The 16732-nt window shown below is 46.8% G+C and carries 13 protein-coding genes and 1 rRNA gene; 13 read left to right on the top strand and 1 reads right to left on the bottom strand.

Annotated features, from left to right (window positions below; genetic code table 11):
* Nucleotides 1–32: 32 nt before the first annotated feature.
* The 3 genes from purH (at nucleotide 33) to glyA (ending at nucleotide 4425) form a co-directional block, all read left to right on the top strand.
* Nucleotides 33–1634, top strand: coding sequence for a bifunctional phosphoribosylaminoimidazolecarboxamide formyltransferase/IMP cyclohydrolase (gene purH / locus FHQ23_RS03100; protein ID WP_139613002.1), 1602 nt, complete (start codon nucleotides 33–35; stop codon nucleotides 1632–1634).
* 70 nt (nucleotides 1635–1704) lie between these two features.
* Entirely contained in the window at nucleotides 1705–3009 is a 1305-nt protein-coding gene (gene purD / locus FHQ23_RS03095) for a phosphoribosylamine--glycine ligase (RefSeq protein ID WP_139613001.1), read from the top strand.
* 162 nt (nucleotides 3010–3171) lie between these two features.
* On the top strand, nucleotides 3172–4425 hold the full coding sequence (glyA, locus tag FHQ23_RS03090; RefSeq protein WP_139613000.1) for a serine hydroxymethyltransferase: 1254 nt from the start codon (nucleotides 3172–3174) through the stop codon (nucleotides 4423–4425).
* Nucleotides 4426–4504: 79 nt separating this feature from the next.
* Here glyA and nhaA read toward each other — a convergent pair whose 3' ends face one another.
* A complete protein-coding gene (gene nhaA / locus FHQ23_RS03085) occupies nucleotides 4505–5692 on the bottom strand; it encodes a Na+/H+ antiporter NhaA (RefSeq protein ID WP_139612999.1) in 1188 nt (395 codons plus the stop codon).
* Nucleotides 5693–5972: 280 nt separating this feature from the next.
* Here nhaA and FHQ23_RS03080 point away from each other — a divergent pair, with 280 nt between their 5' ends.
* The 10 genes from FHQ23_RS03080 to FHQ23_RS03035 all read left to right on the top strand — a co-directional run.
* Nucleotides 5973–6956 (top strand): TAXI family TRAP transporter solute-binding subunit, encoded by a 984-nt coding sequence (locus FHQ23_RS03080; RefSeq protein ID WP_139612998.1) that lies wholly within the window; start codon nucleotides 5973–5975, stop codon nucleotides 6954–6956.
* A 6-nt stretch (nucleotides 6957–6962) separates the two neighbouring features.
* Entirely contained in the window at nucleotides 6963–7454 is a 492-nt protein-coding gene (locus FHQ23_RS03075; RefSeq protein ID WP_139612997.1) for a DUF1850 domain-containing protein, read from the top strand.
* The gene (locus FHQ23_RS03070) at nucleotides 7438–9429 is read left to right on the top strand and encodes a TRAP transporter permease (RefSeq protein ID WP_139612996.1); all 1992 of its coding nucleotides are present in this window, start codon (nucleotides 7438–7440) and stop codon (nucleotides 9427–9429) included. Before FHQ23_RS03075 ends, FHQ23_RS03070 begins: the two co-directional genes overlap by 17 nt.
* Before the next feature lie 134 nt (nucleotides 9430–9563).
* Nucleotides 9564–10190: a guanylate kinase gene (gmk, locus tag FHQ23_RS03065; protein WP_139612995.1), complete on the top strand. Its 627-nt coding sequence runs from the start codon at nucleotides 9564–9566 to the stop codon at nucleotides 10188–10190.
* Between the two features lie 81 nt (nucleotides 10191–10271).
* On the top strand, nucleotides 10272–10556 hold the full coding sequence (rpoZ, locus tag FHQ23_RS03060; protein WP_132967809.1) for a DNA-directed RNA polymerase subunit omega: 285 nt from the start codon (nucleotides 10272–10274) through the stop codon (nucleotides 10554–10556).
* Nucleotides 10557–10604: 48 nt separating this feature from the next.
* Nucleotides 10605–12737: a bifunctional GTP diphosphokinase/guanosine-3',5'-bis pyrophosphate 3'-pyrophosphohydrolase gene (spoT, locus tag FHQ23_RS03055; RefSeq protein WP_139611629.1), complete on the top strand. Its 2133-nt coding sequence runs from the start codon at nucleotides 10605–10607 to the stop codon at nucleotides 12735–12737.
* A gap of 11 nt (nucleotides 12738–12748) precedes the next feature.
* Nucleotides 12749–14830 (top strand): ATP-dependent DNA helicase RecG, encoded by a 2082-nt coding sequence (gene recG, locus FHQ23_RS03050; protein ID WP_139612994.1) that lies wholly within the window; start codon nucleotides 12749–12751, stop codon nucleotides 14828–14830.
* Nucleotides 14817–15362 carry a chorismate--pyruvate lyase family protein gene (locus FHQ23_RS03045; RefSeq protein ID WP_139612993.1) on the top strand — a complete coding sequence of 182 codons (546 nt, stop codon included), beginning with the start codon at nucleotides 14817–14819 and terminating at the stop codon, nucleotides 15360–15362. The genes recG and FHQ23_RS03045 overlap by 14 nt, the downstream gene beginning before the upstream one ends.
* On the top strand, nucleotides 15355–16182 hold the full coding sequence (murI, locus tag FHQ23_RS03040) for a glutamate racemase (RefSeq protein ID WP_139612992.1): 828 nt from the start codon (nucleotides 15355–15357) through the stop codon (nucleotides 16180–16182). The genes FHQ23_RS03045 and murI overlap by 8 nt, the downstream gene beginning before the upstream one ends.
* Nucleotides 16183–16649: 467 nt before the next feature.
* Nucleotides 16650–16732: ribosomal RNA gene (locus tag FHQ23_RS03035) — 16S ribosomal RNA — on the top strand; the annotation flags it as partial.

Raw genomic sequence — 16732 nt, 5'->3', positions numbered from 1 at the left:
CATTTTCACCTTAATCTGTAAAGGAAATTACCATGCAATCTAATCGTCCTATTCGCCAAGCCTTGTTGAGTGTCTCTGACAAAAGTGGCGTTGTAGAATTTGCTCGAGGTCTTGTCGAGCGCGGCGTTAAGCTGCTTTCCACTGGCGGAACCGCCAAATTGTTGAGCGAGGCTGGGCTGACAGTCAGCGAAGTATCGAGCTATACTCAATTTCCGGAAATGATGAGTGGGCGGGTGAAAACGCTGCACCCGAAAATTCACGGTGGCATTTTGGGGCGGCGTGGGATTGATGATGCGGTGATGACGATTCACGGTATTCAGACGATTGATATTGTGGTGGTTAATCTTTATCCGTTTGCACAAACTGTTGCCAGTGCCGATTGCACCTTGGAAGAGGCCGTTGAGAATATCGACATTGGTGGTCCGGCGATGGTGCGTTCGGCAGCAAAAAATTATAAAGATGTGACCATTGTGGTCGATAGCAGTGATTATGAGCGTGTGTTGCAAGAGATGGACGAAAACCAGAATGCGCTTACGCCGCAGACCCGTTTTAATCTGGCGATCAAAGCTTTTGAGCATACTGCGCAATATGACTGCATGATTGCCAACTATTTTGGTCAGTTAGTACCGCCTTATCAAGGTGCAGAAAAAGAGGAATTAAGCCAGTCGAGCGGACAATTCCCACGCACCTTAAACCTGAATTTTACGCGTAAACAAACCATGCGTTACGGCGAAAATAGTCATCAAAATGCAGCATTTTATGTAGAAAATCAATTGCATGAAGCCAGTGTTGCTACCGCAGAACAGTTGCAGGGCAAGGCATTGTCTTATAATAATATTGCCGATACCGACGCAGCATTGGAATGTGTCAAAGAGTTTGCCGAACCGGCATGTGTCATTGTTAAACACGCCAATCCATGTGGTGTAGCGTTGGGTACTGATATTCTGCAAGCCTACGACCGCGCCTATCAAACCGATCCGACGTCCGCATTTGGTGGAATTATTGCCTTTAACCGCACTTTGGATTTAAAAACGGCCAAAGCTATTATCGATCGCCAATTCGTCGAAGTGATTATCGCACCATCGGTTGCAGAAGACGCCCAGACTATTTTGAAAAGCAAAAAGAATGTGCGTGTTTTAGCCTGTGGCGAGTGGGGCGAGCGGCAAGTGCACTTGGACTTCAAACGGGTCAACGGCGGTTTGTTGGTGCAAGACAAAGACTTGGGCATGGTGGGATTAAATGACTTACAAGTGGTGAGCAAACGCCAACCGACGGAAGCCGAGTTGAGGGATTTGTTGTTCTGCTGGAAAGTGGCGAAATATGTCAAATCCAATGCGATTGTATATGCCAAAAATAACCAAACTATCGGGATCGGCGCCGGACAGATGAGCCGAGTCTATTCTGCCAAAATCGCCGGTATCAAAGCCGCAGATGAAGGCTTGGAAGTCAAAGGTACGGTGATGGCATCTGACGCTTTCTTTCCGTTCCGTGATGGTATCGATGCGGCAGCTGCGGCAGGGGTCAGTTGTGTGATCCATCCCGGTGGTTCAATGCGCGATCAGGAAGTGATCGACGCCGCCGATGAACACGGCATGGCGATGGTGCTGACCAACATGCGCCATTTCCGTCATTAATCTGCAAAGTGCGGTCAGCCAACGGTGGCGACCGCACTTTTGTTTTTCCCATTTAGCGTAAGGATCTCAAATGAATATTTTAATTATCGGCAATGGCGGTCGTGAACACGCTTTAGCTTGGAAAGTATCACAATCGCCATTGGCGCAGAAAATTTTTGTGGCACCGGGCAATGCCGGCACCGCACTTGAGCCTAAGGTCGAAAATGTCGCGATTGCGGTCACCGATATTGCCGGTTTGGTCGAATTTGCCCAGAAAAACGAAATCGGTTTGACGATCGTCGGACCGGAAGCGCCGTTAGTGATTGGGGTGGTGGATGCATTCCGTGCCGCCGGATTGAAAATTTTCGGTCCGACCCAAGCGGCGGCGCAACTGGAAGGCTCGAAAGCCTTTACCAAAGATTTTCTCGCACGGCATAATATTCCGACCGCAGAATACCAGAACTTTACTGAAGTGGAGCCTGCGCTGGCTTACCTGCAACAAAAAGGCGCACCGATTGTGATCAAAGCGGACGGCTTGGCGGCAGGTAAAGGCGTGATTGTGGCAATGACCCTAGAAGAGGCTGAAAGTGCGGTTCAGGATATGCTGGCAGGTAATGCCTTTGGCAATGCCGGACATCGGATTGTGATTGAAGAGTTTTTAGACGGCGAAGAGGCGAGTTTTATTGTAATGGTGGACGGCAAAAACGTCGAAGCGATGGCAACCAGTCAGGATCACAAACGAGTCGGTGAAAACGATAGCGGTTTGAACACTGGCGGTATGGGCGCATATTCGCCGGCGCCGGTGGTCACGGCGGAGATTCACCAACGGATTATGCAAGAAGTGATCTACCCGACCGTAAACGGTATGGCGATAGAGGGCAATGTTTACACTGGTTTCTTGTACGCCGGTTTGATGATTATGCCGAACGGACAACCGAAAGTGATCGAGTTCAATTGTCGTTTTGGTGATCCGGAAACCCAGCCGATTATGATGCGTTTGCAATCGGATTTGGTTGAACTCTGCTTGGCGGCGTGCGACGGCAAACTGGATCAAGTGCGGTCCGAATGGTGTGCACAAGCCGCATTGGGGATCGTATTAGCGGCGGAAGGCTATCCGGGCGATTACCGCAAAGGCGATGTGATCAGTGGAATTTCTTCTAGTAGAATAGGGCAAACCGAGCGAAACGGACAAAAAGTGTTTTTGGCAGGGGTTGAACAAAAAGAGGATCAACTCGTGACTAACGGTGGGCGTGTGCTGTGCGTCACCGCACTTGGCGATACAGTAGCGGCTGCACAGCAACAAGCGTTGCAACTGGCGGAACAAGTGCAATGGCAAGGGCGTTTCTACCGCCGTGATATCGGCTATCGTGCCGTAGCGCGGGAACAAGGAAAATAATTCCGCTTTTGAGCGGCGAAAATGAAAAAATTTAATCTTGGCTATGAAATTAACGACGGCAATTTTTGTAAAAAAGGCTGTATCGAAATACTAAAAAGTCTTAGACTTAGCCAGTAAGTTAGCAACTATCCAAAATGACCACCTAAAATGAGGAATAGAACAATGTTAAGACGTGATATGAATATCGCCGATTATGATCCGGTATTATGGCAGGCAATCAAAGACGAAGACCGTCGTCAAGATGAGCATATCGAGCTGATCGCTTCCGAAAACTACGCCAGCCCACGAGTGATGGAAGCGCAAGGTTCGCAGTTGACCAACAAATATGCCGAAGGCTATCCGGGCAAGCGTTATTACGGTGGTTGTGAATATGTTGATATTATCGAGCAACTGGCGATTGATCGTGCCAAAGAATTGTTTGGTGCAGATTATGCCAACGTGCAACCGCACTCTGGGTCACAAGCCAATGCCGCAGTGTATATGGCATTGTTAAATCCCGGCGATACTATTTTAGGGATGAGCTTAGCGCACGGTGGTCACCTGACCCACGGTGCAACGGTCAGCTTCTCTGGCAAAATTTATCATGCAGAGCAATACGGTATCACCGATGAAGGTTTTATCGACTACGATGCCTTGCGTGCGCAAGCGTTGGCGGTGAAACCTAAAATGATCGTTGGCGGTTTTTCGGCGTATTCGCAAGTGGTTGACTGGAAAAAAATGCGTGAAATCGCAGATGAAGTCGGCGCTTATCTGTTTGTGGATATGGCGCATGTTGCCGGTTTGATCGCCGCCGGTGTTTACCCAAGCCCGATGGAGCATGCGCATATCGTCACCACGACCACTCATAAAACCCTTGCCGGCCCACGTGGCGGCTTGATTTTGGCGAAAGGCGGCGATGAAGAGCTGTACAAAAAACTGAATAGTGCGGTATTCCCAGCAGGTCAAGGTGGTCCGTTGGTACACGTGATTGCAGCAAAAGCGGTGTGTTTTAAAGAAGCGATGGAGCCGGAATTTAAAATCTTCCAACAGCAAGTGGTAAAAAATGCGCAAGCGATGGTAGCAGTGTTCAAACAACGTGGTTTCAACATTGTTTCCAACGGCACGGAAAACCACCTGTTCTTGGTAGATTTGGTGAATAAAGGCTTGACCGGAAAAGCGGCTGATGCAGCGTTAGGACGTGCCAATATTACCGTCAACAAAAATGCGGTGCCAAACGATCCGAAAAGCCCGTTTGTAACCTCCGGTATCCGTGTTGGAACGCCGGCAATCACTCGTCGCGGCTTCAAAGAAGCGGAAGCCAAAGAGCTTGCCGATTGGATGTGCGATGTGCTGGATAACATTGAAGACGAAGCGGTTATTGAGGATATTAAACAGAAAGCGATTGCAATCTGTAAACGTTTCCCTGTTTATGCTTAGTGATTTGATGATTGATAACGATATCTGATAAGACAAAGTAAGGGCGGGTAGTCAATCCGCCCTTGCTTTTAGATCGCTGTTAAGTATTTTTGTGTGTAACCGCACTTGGCGTATTGGTGCTGGTGCGTAGCAAAACTAATCCCAGGACTGCTGAGACGCTTGAACCTAACAGAATACCAATTCGAGATAGCGTATTAATACTCTCACCGGCATTTTCAAATGCTAATCCCGACAAGAACATCGACATGGTAAAACCGATTCCGCATAGCACCGAGACCGCAAAAATATGCTTCAGATTCACTAATAGTGGTAGTTTGGCAATTTTCAGTTTGATGGCAATAAAGCAGAAACTAAACACCCCCAACGGCTTGCCGATCAACAAACCTAACATAATGCCTAACGGTAGCGCGCCACTTAAGGTGTCTAGATTAACCCCGCCTAATGGTACACCGGCATTAGCGAAGGCAAAAATCGGTAGGATAAAAAATGCCGACCAGGGGTTTAGGGCATGCTCCAGATTCTCTAGCGGGCTGCTGCCGTCTTTGGCGGTAATCGGAATAGTGAAACCGAGAATGACTCCGGCAAGCGTAGCATGCACCCCTGATTTTAGTACACAAATCCACAACACCATGCCGACAAACAGATAGGCGCACAGCGCACTGATTCGCATTCTGTTCATGATGATTAAAATAATCACGGAAAGCCCGGCGCCGAGCATCGCTTCGGTGCTCAAACCATGGGCGAAGAACAATGCGATCACGATAATTGCACCCAAGTCATCAATAATGGCTAATGCCAGTAAGAATATTTTCAGGGGTAACGGAACTCGTTTGCCGAGTAGTGCCATAATGCCCAGTGCAAAGGCGATATCGGTCGCCATTGGAATAGCCCAACCTTCCATCGCAATCGGATCGTTAAAATTGAAAAAAGTAAACACTAAGGCTGGGACAACCATGCCGCCCAGTGCGGCTAAGACCGGTAAAATGGCCTGTTGATAGGAGGAAAGCGAGCCTAACACAATTTCACGTTTCACCTCCAAGCCCACTAAAACGAAGAAAACAGCCATTAGCCCGTCGTTGACCCACAATAAAAACGGCTTAGCAATGCCTTGTTCACCAAATTGCACGACAACTGGCGTATTCAACAATTCGAAATAATAAGGGGATAAAAAACTGTTGGCAAAAATCAATGCCAATGCGGATGTGGCCAAGAGTGTGATCCCACCGGCAGACTCCAGCTTCAAAAATTTTCCGATAAATGAGTGCATACATATCCTTCTATAACCGATAAAACATAAGGTTATAGCATATAACAGCCCGGATAATGATTAAAGAAAAACAGAATTTTATTCACGACTTTTTTATTATAAATGTAATAAAAATGTGAATTTTATAAAATTCTTGTCACGAACAGATTGACAGGCAATAGTCTTAATGGTTATTGTCAAGTCGGCTTCATTTCGTGTTGTGGTGTAAAATATTGAATGGTTAAGAGCGGTTTTACGGTTATTTTTGGGTAAATTTTATCTTATCGATAAGGGGAAAATTATGAAAAAAATGAAAGCATCATTTATGCTTGTCGCAACGGCAGCATTGGGATTATTGTTGAGTGCCTGTGGTGAGAAACCAGCATCATCTGCAACAGAAACCAATGGCGTACAGAGTAAATTTATCACGATTGCAACCGGTGGGGCATCAGGTCCTTATAATATTATCGCCACCACGTTGGCGGAAGTTTATAGCAAAGATTTAAATACCAACTCCAAAACGCAAACGACGGGGGCTTCAGTTGAAAACATCAATTTGCTGAATCAGAAAAAAGTGGAAATGGCATTTCTGATGAGCGATGTACTCAGTGATGCGGTGAACGGCGTTGGTAATTTTCCGAATAAAATCGAAAATGTCAGCCAAATAGCCGCACTTTACCCGAACTATGTGCAGATTGTCACCTCAAAACGCACAGGAATTGAAACCATCAGCGACTTGAAAGGAAAACGTGTCGCAACCGGGGCGCAGAATTCCGGAGTGGAAGTCAATGCGCGGAACTTGTTGGAAGGATTTGGTATTACTTACAATGATATCACCGTGGATTACCTAGGTTATGCCGAAGCGGCGGATGCTTTGAAATCCGGTAAGATTGATGCGGCATTCTTGACCAGCGGTTTGCCAAATTCTTCCTTGATGGAATTGCAACAAGGTTTTGATCTGCAAATTGTTAGCATTCCTGCAGACGGCTTGGCTGAAGTGATCAAAACCAAACCGTATTTTAATGCGATGGAGATCCCGGCAGGGACTTATGGCAATACCGATCCGATTGCGACTGCAGCGATTAAAAATGCGTTGGCGGTACGCTCTGATTTGAGCGAAGATGATGTATATAAATTAACCAAAACGTTTTTTGAAAGTCTGCCACAATTGCAAACCGCACATCAGGCAGCAAAAGACATCAATTTGCAAAGTGCACAACAAGGCTTGGTCGCACCACTGCATCCGGGGGCGAAAAAGTACTATGATGAAGTTAATGCCAAATAGACACTAATGCACCTCTTAATCACAGGCAAAGGCGCAAAGATTATACTGTTGATCGTGACCGCACTTGCCTGTTTTTTGCCGTTAAAAAAAGTGTTTTGGGTAAGTGCTGCTGAGCGGCAATGTTATTTGGACAGTGCGGATTTTGAATTGCGGTGGCGTCACTCGGTGGAGCATCAATGGTGGCGTGAACACTATCGGCGCGATGGCAGTAGCATTCTACTTGATCAAAGCTTATTCCAAACCTTTGGTGCCGGTACCCCGTCACAGGGAGAGCTGCTGCCGACAACGCATGACTATATCGGCTATCGGCAGCATATTTATTTGCATGAAATTAATTGGGTGGTCTCTAACAATATGCAGGGCAGCCTAAGTACGCAACGATACAATATAGCATTATATCAATTAGTTCCGGATTACACGGTGGTTCGGATAGCACCTTCTCGGATGGCATTGATTGATTTTTTATGGGGGACGTCGTGTTATGACTGGGCAAGTTAGCCAAAATGCGGCTACATTAGGTAGCAAAGAGCAGCAGATTTTAGAGAAATATGATCGTGAGTCGGTGACCCGACAGTTAAAGTGCGGTTGGAGTAAGCAATTGATCAGCCTGCTGGCAGTTTTTTATTCTTTATTTCACCTTTATATCACCTTTTATCCGATGCCAACGCTGCTACAGCGAGCGATTCACGTTGCGGTCGGTTGTGCGCTGATTTTTTTGATTTATCCGGCAGGCAAAAGCAGCCGTCGTGATCAAGTGGCGTGGTATGAATGGCTGTGGGTTGTTGCGGCACTAGCTGGTGCCGGATATTTAATGTATCAATATCAAGCGATTATGACGGTGCGTGGCGGTATTCCTAGTACGGAAGACATTATTTTTGCCATTTTGACCGTGATTGTGGTGCTGGAAGCAGCACGGCGGATCACCGGCTGGGTGTTGGTGATTTTTGCGTTGATTTTTCTGCTTTACCCGTTCATCAGCTCAATGGATTTTATGCCGGATCGGCTACTGACCCGCTATTATGATATCGGTGATATTTTTGGTCAGCTTTATCTGAAAACCGAAGGAATTTACTCTTCGGCTACCGGTGCTTCGGTGACGTTTATCTTCCTGTTTATCCTATTTGGGGCGTTTTTGGGCAAATCAGGTATGGGGCAATTGTTTAATGATTTAGCGCTGGCGATTGCCGGTGATAAGCAGGGCGGACCGGCAAAAGTAGCAGTGATTTCCAGCGGTTTTATGGGCAGTATCAACGGTGCTGCGGTGGCGAATGTGGTCAGTACCGGGGCGTTTACGATCCCACTGATGAAAAAGATTGGCTATCACAAAAATTTTGCCGGGGCGGTTGAAGCCAGTGCTTCGGTCGGCGGACAAATCTTACCGCCGATTATGGGGGCGAGTGCGTTTATTATGGCAGAAACCACGGGTGTCAGCTACGGTACAATTGCGTTAGCTGCTCTGTTTCCAGCGTTGCTGTATTATATCGGGGTGATTGCTCAAGTGCATTTTCGTGCCGGAAAACGTAATTTAAAAGGGCTTTCCAAAGATCAATTACCACAGCTGAAAGCCGTGATGAAAGCACGCGGGCATATGCTGCTGCCGATTTTTGCCCTAGTCTATTTCCTGATTCAATCGGTACCCATCGGTTATGCAGCGACCTATACTATCGGCATCACGGTATTAGTCAGCCAATTGCGCCAAGAGACCCGAATGGGGCTGAAAGATATTTGGGCGGCATTGGAAGACGGTGCAAAACAGGCACTGCCGGTGATGGCGGCTTGTGCGGTGGTCGGAATCGTGATCGGCGTGGTCAATCTGACCAGTTTCGGCACGGTGATGACCTCCTCGATTGTGACCTTAGGGGCTGGCTCATTATTACTGACCTTGATTTTAACCATGCTGGCATCGATGGTGTTAGGCATGGGGTTGCCGTCGATTCCGGCATATATCATCACCGCCACTATGGCGGCGCCAGCATTGGCAGTGTTTGATGTGCCGGTATTGGTGGCGCACATGTTTGTGTTCTATTTTGGTATTTTCGCCAATATTACCCCACCGGTTGCGCTAGCCGCCTTTGCCGGTGCCGGGATTGCCGGCGGCGACCCGATGAAAACCGGTTGGCAGTCGTTGCGTTTGGCATTGGCGGGATTTATTGTGCCGTTTATGTTTGTGTATAACCCGAATATGCTGATGATCGATGTCACCGATGTTGCTGTAACCGCTCGCACTTTCCCGCTACCGGATATTTGGGTGATTGTCAGTGTAGTAGCGACTGGCATCATTGGGGTGCTGGGCTTATCGGCCGCAGTCGAAGGTTATTTCAAAAACCCGATCGTAAGCTGGCAGCGGATAATTCTGGCTGCGGGATCTCTAATGTTGATCGTACCGGAGCCTATCACCGATTTAATCGGGGTGGTGATCGTCGGTTTTATGGTGTGGTTGAATTACCGCAGTATTCAACAACAGTCATCATAAGATTGCGCCACTGACTATTTTCAGCACAAGTGCGGTTTGGCAGACCGCACTTTTGTTTTTACCAGTTATTTTTCTACTGCTTTTTTTCTTATTTCACGGCATAATTCCGATATGATTTTGTTTTAAGGAAATTTATGCAAAAAGGTCATCTTTATATTGTATCGGCGCCAAGTGGGGCGGGAAAGTCGTCGCTGATTTCAGCATTGCTGCAACAACTTCCTCCCGGCAAAGCACGGGTTTCGGTGTCGCATACCACCCGCCAACCACGCCCCGGTGAGCAGCATGGCACACATTATTATTTTAGTGGTATGGACGAATTTGAAAACTTGATTGCACAAGGGCTGTTTTTGGAATACGCCAATGTGTTCGGCAATTACTACGGCACATCGATTCCGATGATCGAGCAAAATTTAGCACAGGGTATTGATGTATTTTTAGACATTGACTGGCAAGGCGCACAGCAAGTGCGGTCAAAAATGCCGAACTGTAAAAGCATTTTTATTTTGCCGCCGTCTTTGCAAGAGCTGGAACGACGCTTGGTCGGGCGCGGACAGGATTCTGCTGCAGTGATTGCCAAGCGTATGGCGAAGGCGATCAGCGAGATGGAACATTATCACGAGTATGATTACTTGATTATTAATGATAATTTTGAGGATTCCGTCGAAGAGATCAAGGCAATTTTGCTGGCGGAAAAGGTCAGCCTGAAAGCGCAGCAGCAAAATCACCAATTATTAATTCAGCAATTACTGGCGAAATCATAGCAGCTTTAGTATCATATAACGTTTTTAACAATAAATTCGCCCGGCAACTATTCAGGGCATTCGATCAGTGGAGAAAGAATTATGGCACGAGTGACAGTGCAAGATGCAGTAGAAAAAATCGGTAACCGTTTTGATTTGATTTTGACGGCTTCCCGTCGTGCAAGACAATTACAGTCTAATGTGCGTGAGCCGTTGGTTGAGCCTGAAAATGATAAGCCGACCGTGATTGCCTTGCGAGAAATCGAAAAAGGCTTGATCAATAATGAGATTATGGACAAACAAGATCGTTTTGAACAATTGGAACAAGAAACAGCTGAAATCCATGCGGTTTCGCTCCTGTCTGATTCCACGCCAACCGCACTTTAAGAGAGTTTGTTGCAGTTTGTTAATCCTTAATTAACGGGCAGGTGTCATTTGTATCTATTCGAAAGCTTAAATCGCATCATTGAAGGCTATTTGCCGCCGGAACAGATTGAGTTGGTCAAGCAGGCATATGTTGTTGCCCGTGATGCCCACGAGGGCGTGACTCGCTCCAGCGGCGAGCCGTATATTACCCACCCTGTGGCGGTGGCGTCGATTATCGCCGAGATGAAATTGGATCATGAAGCGGTGATGGCGGCGTTGCTGCATGATGTGATCGAAGATACGCCTTACACCGAAGAACAACTGACCCAATCATTTGGGCGTAGTGTGGCGGAGATCGTCGAAGGCGTTTCGAAGCTGGATAAACTGAAATTCAGAACCCGCAAAGAAGCCGAAACCGAAAATTTCCGCAAAATGATCTTGGCGATGACTAAAGATATTCGGGTAGTATTGATCAAACTCGCCGACCGCACTCACAATATGCGAACGTTGGGATCATTGCGTCCCGATAAGCGGCGCCGTATCGCCAAAGAGACCTTGGAAATCTACAGTCCGCTGGCACATCGCTTGGGGATCGAACACATTAAAAACGAATTGGAAGATCTCGGCTTTGAGGCATTGCATCCCAATCGTTATCAAGTGCTGCAAAAAGTGATCCAAGCTGCGCGTGGCAACCGCAAAGAGATGATTCAGCGAATCGCGGACGAAATCAAAGGACGCTTGGACGATGTCGGTATTCAGGCGCGGGTGTTTGGACGTGAGAAACATCTGTATTCGATCTACCAGAAAATGCGCTTAAAAGAGCAGCGTTTTCACTCGATTATGGATATTTATGCCTTTCGATCGATCGTACATGACGTGGACACCTGCTACCGTGTGCTTGGGCAGATGCACGGTTTGTATAAACCGCGCCCGGGGCGGGTGAAAGACTATATTGCCATTCCGAAAGCCAATGGTTACCAATCGCTGCACACCTCAATGATTGGACCGCACGGCGTGCCGGTCGAAGTGCAGATTCGTACTGAAGATATGGATCAAATGGCGGAAATGGGGGTAGCGGCACACTGGGCATATAAACAAGGTAGCGAAGTTAAAAATACCACCGCGCAAATCCGCGCCCAGCGTTGGCTACAAAGTTTGATTGAATTGCAGCAAAGTTCCGGTAACTCGTTGGAATTTATCGAAAGCGTAAAATCCGATATGTTCCCAGACGAGATTTATGTGTTTACGCCGAAAGGACGGATCGTCGAACTGCCGACTGGAGCAACTGCGATTGATTTTGCCTATGCGGTGCATTCCGATATCGGGCAAACCTGCATTGGTGCCCGAGTTGATCGCGTGCCGTATCCGCTGTCGCAACCATTGGAAAGTGGGCAAACGGTGGAAGTGATCACCGCACCATCCGCTCGTCCAAGTGCGGGTTGGTTGAATTTTGTGGTCACCGCCAAAGCACGTTCTAAAATCCGCCAGACCTTAAAAAGCTTGCGCCGTGACGAGTCGGTAGTGCTGGGCAAACGCCAGTTAATCCATTCACTTTCGCCATATAAATTAGATGATATCGATCAGCTGCGGCTGCAGCGCATGCTGGCGGAAATGAAGCTGGATACGTTTGATGATTTATTAGCGGAAATCGGTCTGGGTAATCATATGAGTGCGGTAATTGCACATGCGCTACTCGGCGAAAAAATTGCGATTGATACCGACGGTATTCCGAATAATCAACGTGATTCGAATAACTTGGTAATTAAAGGGGCAGAAGGTCTGTTGACCAGCTGCGCCAAATGTTGCCATCCGGTGCCGGGTGATCCGATTATTGCTTTTGTCAGCCCTGGCAAAGGATTGGTGGTACACCACGCGTCCTGCTCTAATATCGTGCGTGAGAGCCAAAACCAACCGGAACATTTTACCTCGGTCGAGTGGGAAAAAAGTGAAAATACGGCAGAATTTGATGCGGAATTGCGGATTGAAGTGGTTAATAAGCAAGGTATTCTGGCCAATTTGACGTCGGCAATCGCCACCACTGGCAGCAATATCAAAAGTATTGTCACAGAAGAGCGTGAAGGGCGCGTCTATTTTGTTACACTGCTGATTGCAACGCACAACCTTACACAGCTTAACAGTATCATCAAAAAACTCAGCTCGGTTTCTGGTGTGATTGAGATCGTTCGCAATATCAACGAGTAAGGCTGCATAATATGAAAGAGCAACTGCTGGACGCTATTCCGCTTACCGCACTTGCCGGTGTCGGAGCAGCGGTTGCCGCCAAATTGGCGAAGATCAATATTAATAACGTACAAGATCTGCTGTTTCATCTTCCCAGCCGCTATGAAGACCGTACTCGGATGACGCCGCTGAGCGACATTCGCCCCGAAAGCTACGCCACCATTGAAGGCGTGGTGCAGAGCTGTGAGGTGACTTTCGGCAAACGTCCGATTTTAACTATTACCCTATCGGACGGCTGCAGTAAAATCGGGTTACGCTTTTTTAATTTTAACGCTGGTATGAAAAACAGCCTGCAAAATGGCGTTCGGGTCAAAGCCTTCGGCGAAATTAAACGCGGGCGTTTTATGGCGGAAATGCATCATCCGCAATATCAAATTATTCGTAATGATCAGCCGTTGCAGTTGGAAGAAAATCTGACCCCGATTTACCCGACTACGGAAGGGCTGCGTCAGACCGCACTTCGCAATTTAACCGACCAGGCGTTAAAATTGTTGCAGAGCACGCCGGTCAACGAATTATTACCATTGCCATACAATCCGCATAAAATCAACCTGAAAGAGGCATTGATTTTTCTGCATCGACCACCGCCGACAATCTCTTCCGAGCAACTGCAACAGGGCAACCATCCGGCACAATTACGGCTGATCTATGAAGAACTGCTGGCACATAATCTGGCGATACAAAAAAGCCGCATCGAAACCCGTCGTTTAACGGCGCTCAGCCTGCATCAAAAAGCGACTTTGTTGCAAGATTTTTTAGCGCAGCTGCCGTTTAGTCCGACCACGGCACAACAACGGGTGAGTGCCGAAATTGAGCAAGATTTAAGGCAACATGAACCGATGATGCGCTTGGTGCAGGGCGATGTTGGATCCGGCAAAACGCTGGTTGCGGCACTGGCGGCGCTGGTGGCAATCGGCAATCAGAAACAGGTTGCACTGATGGCGCCGACCGAAATTCTGGCAGAACAGCATGCGCAAAATTTCCGCCGTTGGTTTGAACCTTTGGGAATTGAGGTCGGCTGGCTGGCGGGCAAAGTCAAAGGCAAAGCGCGGCAAACGGAGCTGGAGCGGATAAAGTGCGGTCAGGTAAAAATGATTGTCGGTACCCATGCATTGTTTCAGGAAGAGGTTGAATTTCATGATTTGGCTCTGGTGATTATTGACGAACAGCACCGTTTTGGGGTACATCAACGTCTAATGTTGCGTGAAAAAGGGTTGAAAAACGGTTACTATCCACACCAATTAATTATGACCGCAACGCCAATTCCCAGAACCTTGGCGATGACGGTTTATGCAGATTTGGATACTTCGATTATTGATGAATTGCCGCCGGGACGGACCCCAATCCAAACGATTGTGGTATCGGAAGAACGACGTGATGAAATTGTGCGTCGTATCGATCAGGCATGTCATAATGAAAATCGTCAGGCATATTGGGTGTGTACCCTGATTGAAGAGTCGGAAGTGTTGGAAGCACAGGCGGCGGAAGCGATCATGCAGGATCTACAGCGGGCGCTACCGCACTTAGCCATCGGCTTGGTACACGGACGAATGAAACCACAAGAAAAACAGCAAATTATGCAACAGTTTAAAGACGGAGAGCTGAATTTGTTGGTGGCAACTACGGTGATTGAAGTCGGAGTGGATGTCCCCAATGCCAGCTTAATGATTATTGAAAATGCCGAACGCTTAGGATTGTCGCAACTGCACCAACTGCGTGGACGGGTTGGGCGTGGCAATATCGACTCTTACTGTGTGCTGATGTATAAACCGCCGCTCGGCAAGGTTTCGCGTCAGCGTTTGCAAGTATTGCGTGACAGTCAGGACGGATTTGTAATTGCCGAAAAAGATTTGCAGATTCGTGGACCGGGCGAAGTGCTAGGCACGAAACAGACCGGAATTGCCGAATTTAAAATTGCCAGCCTGATGCGTGATCGTAAACTGATCCCGTTGGTGCAACATAATGCACGTAAAATTATTGAAGAATATCCGAGCTGTGTCGATGGCTTGATTAAGCGCTGGCTAGATCAACGGACGATGTATGGCAATGCTTGATTTGGTGCAACAATACCGCACTTTAATTCAAAGTGCGGTCTGGCAAGATGAAGCAGTGATCGTACCATTAACCATTGCCGAACAGGAGTGGCTGTTGTGTTCTGATTCGCTGACAGCAAAGCTGAAAGCAAAGTGTCAGCAATTTGAGGTCGAATTGTTATCTCAAAACTGGCAGCAAGATTTAGCAAAAAGTGAAAGTGCGGTTTTGCCGGCAGATCAATCATATTTAATTCGTGAAGTGTTTTTGCATGGTGATCGGCAACGTTGGGTGTTCGCCCGCACTGTGATCCCGCAGCAGCTTTGCCGCCAATTTCCGCAATTAATACAATTGGGAGCAAAGCCGTTAGGTGAATTTCTGTTCGAGCAACAGCTCGGGCGTAGCGGATTACAATGGAGCAAAAGCAAAAATTTATCCGCCAGGCGCTCTTTGTTTTACGTCCAAACCGGTGGTGAAACCAATATTGCTAAGCCAGCATTGGGATTGTTGGTGACAGAGCTGTTTTTACAGGATTTTGGTTATTTATATGAATGAAGCAACAAAATTACCCACTATTTTAGTATTTGATTCTGGTGTCGGCGGACTGACGGTTTACCATGAAATCAAGCAATTACTGCCGAATAACCACTATTTTTATTGTTTGGATAATGCATTTTTTCCGTACTCAGAAAAAACCGAACAGCAGATTATTGACCGCACTTTGTTGATTTGTCGCAAATTGGTTGAACAATACCCGATAGATTTGGTGGTGATTGCTTGCAACACAGCGAGTACCGTGGTGCTGCCGACATTACGCCAACATTTGCCGCCACATATCAGTATTGTCGGCACCGTACCGGCAATAAAACCGGCAGCAAAAATTTCACAAACTAAACATATCGGGCTGTTGGCAACTAAAGGTACGGTGAAACGCGCTTATACCGAAGCGTTGATCAAGGCTTATGCCACAGATTGCCAAGTGGAAAAAATAGGTACTACCGAATTGGTGGAGTTGGCTGAAAACAAATTGCGCGGTGATTCGGTGGATTTGGGTAAATTGCGTAATATCATCAAACCATGGATTGAACTGAAACAGTTGGATACGGTGATTTGGGGCTGTACACATTTCCCCCTACTAGAAAATGAACTGAAACTTTGTTTACCACATGTAAAATATTTTGTTGATTCGGGGAAAGCAGTTGCGAAGCGGGTCACATTTTTGCTGGAAGAAAAAGCCTATACTACAACAGCAACAGCAGAAGTGAACGATAATCTACAAAATCTTATTTTTGCAACCGCAACCATCGAAAATATTTTCGGATTTAATAACATGATGCAACGTTACGGTTTCAGTGAACTAAAATATCTTGACTAAATGCTGGTATATAAAAAGCGCTAAAATAGCGAATAAAATAAACAGTTTGTTCAATTAGTTACCAGATGAACTACTTTTTTTTAAAAAGATCCCTTTTTTGGAAAAAAGATCTTGCGAAAAAATATAAGCCCCCTATAATGCGCACCCACTGACGACGACAATGTGAATACATGGCTTAAGTCAGAAAATTTTAGCAAAAAGTTTGCAAAAACTGCTTGACGAAAAATAAGGATTCGGTAGAATATCAAACCTTTCCGCTTTTCAAAATGGAAGGTTGGAAATCTGTTCTTTAACAATATATCAGACAATCTGTGTGGGCACTTGTGCAAGACATTGGTAAAGTCTTACTGTTATTCAGTGGGACGAAAAAAATAACTAAAGTCTTAATGAGTGCTGATAGTAAATTCATAATGAAACTTTTTGGAGTTTCAAACTTATAGTCAGAGATTCATTGAGCGATTGAACTTGAATTGAAGAGTTTGATCATGGCTCAGATTGAACGCTGGCGGCAGGCTTAACACATGCAAGTCGAGCGGTAACGGGGAGTAGC

The organism is Testudinibacter crocodili, from assembly GCF_006228025.1.
Taxonomy (GTDB): Bacteria; Pseudomonadota; Gammaproteobacteria; order Enterobacterales; family Pasteurellaceae; genus Chelonobacter.
This window is presented reverse-complemented; position numbering and strand designations above follow the sequence as displayed.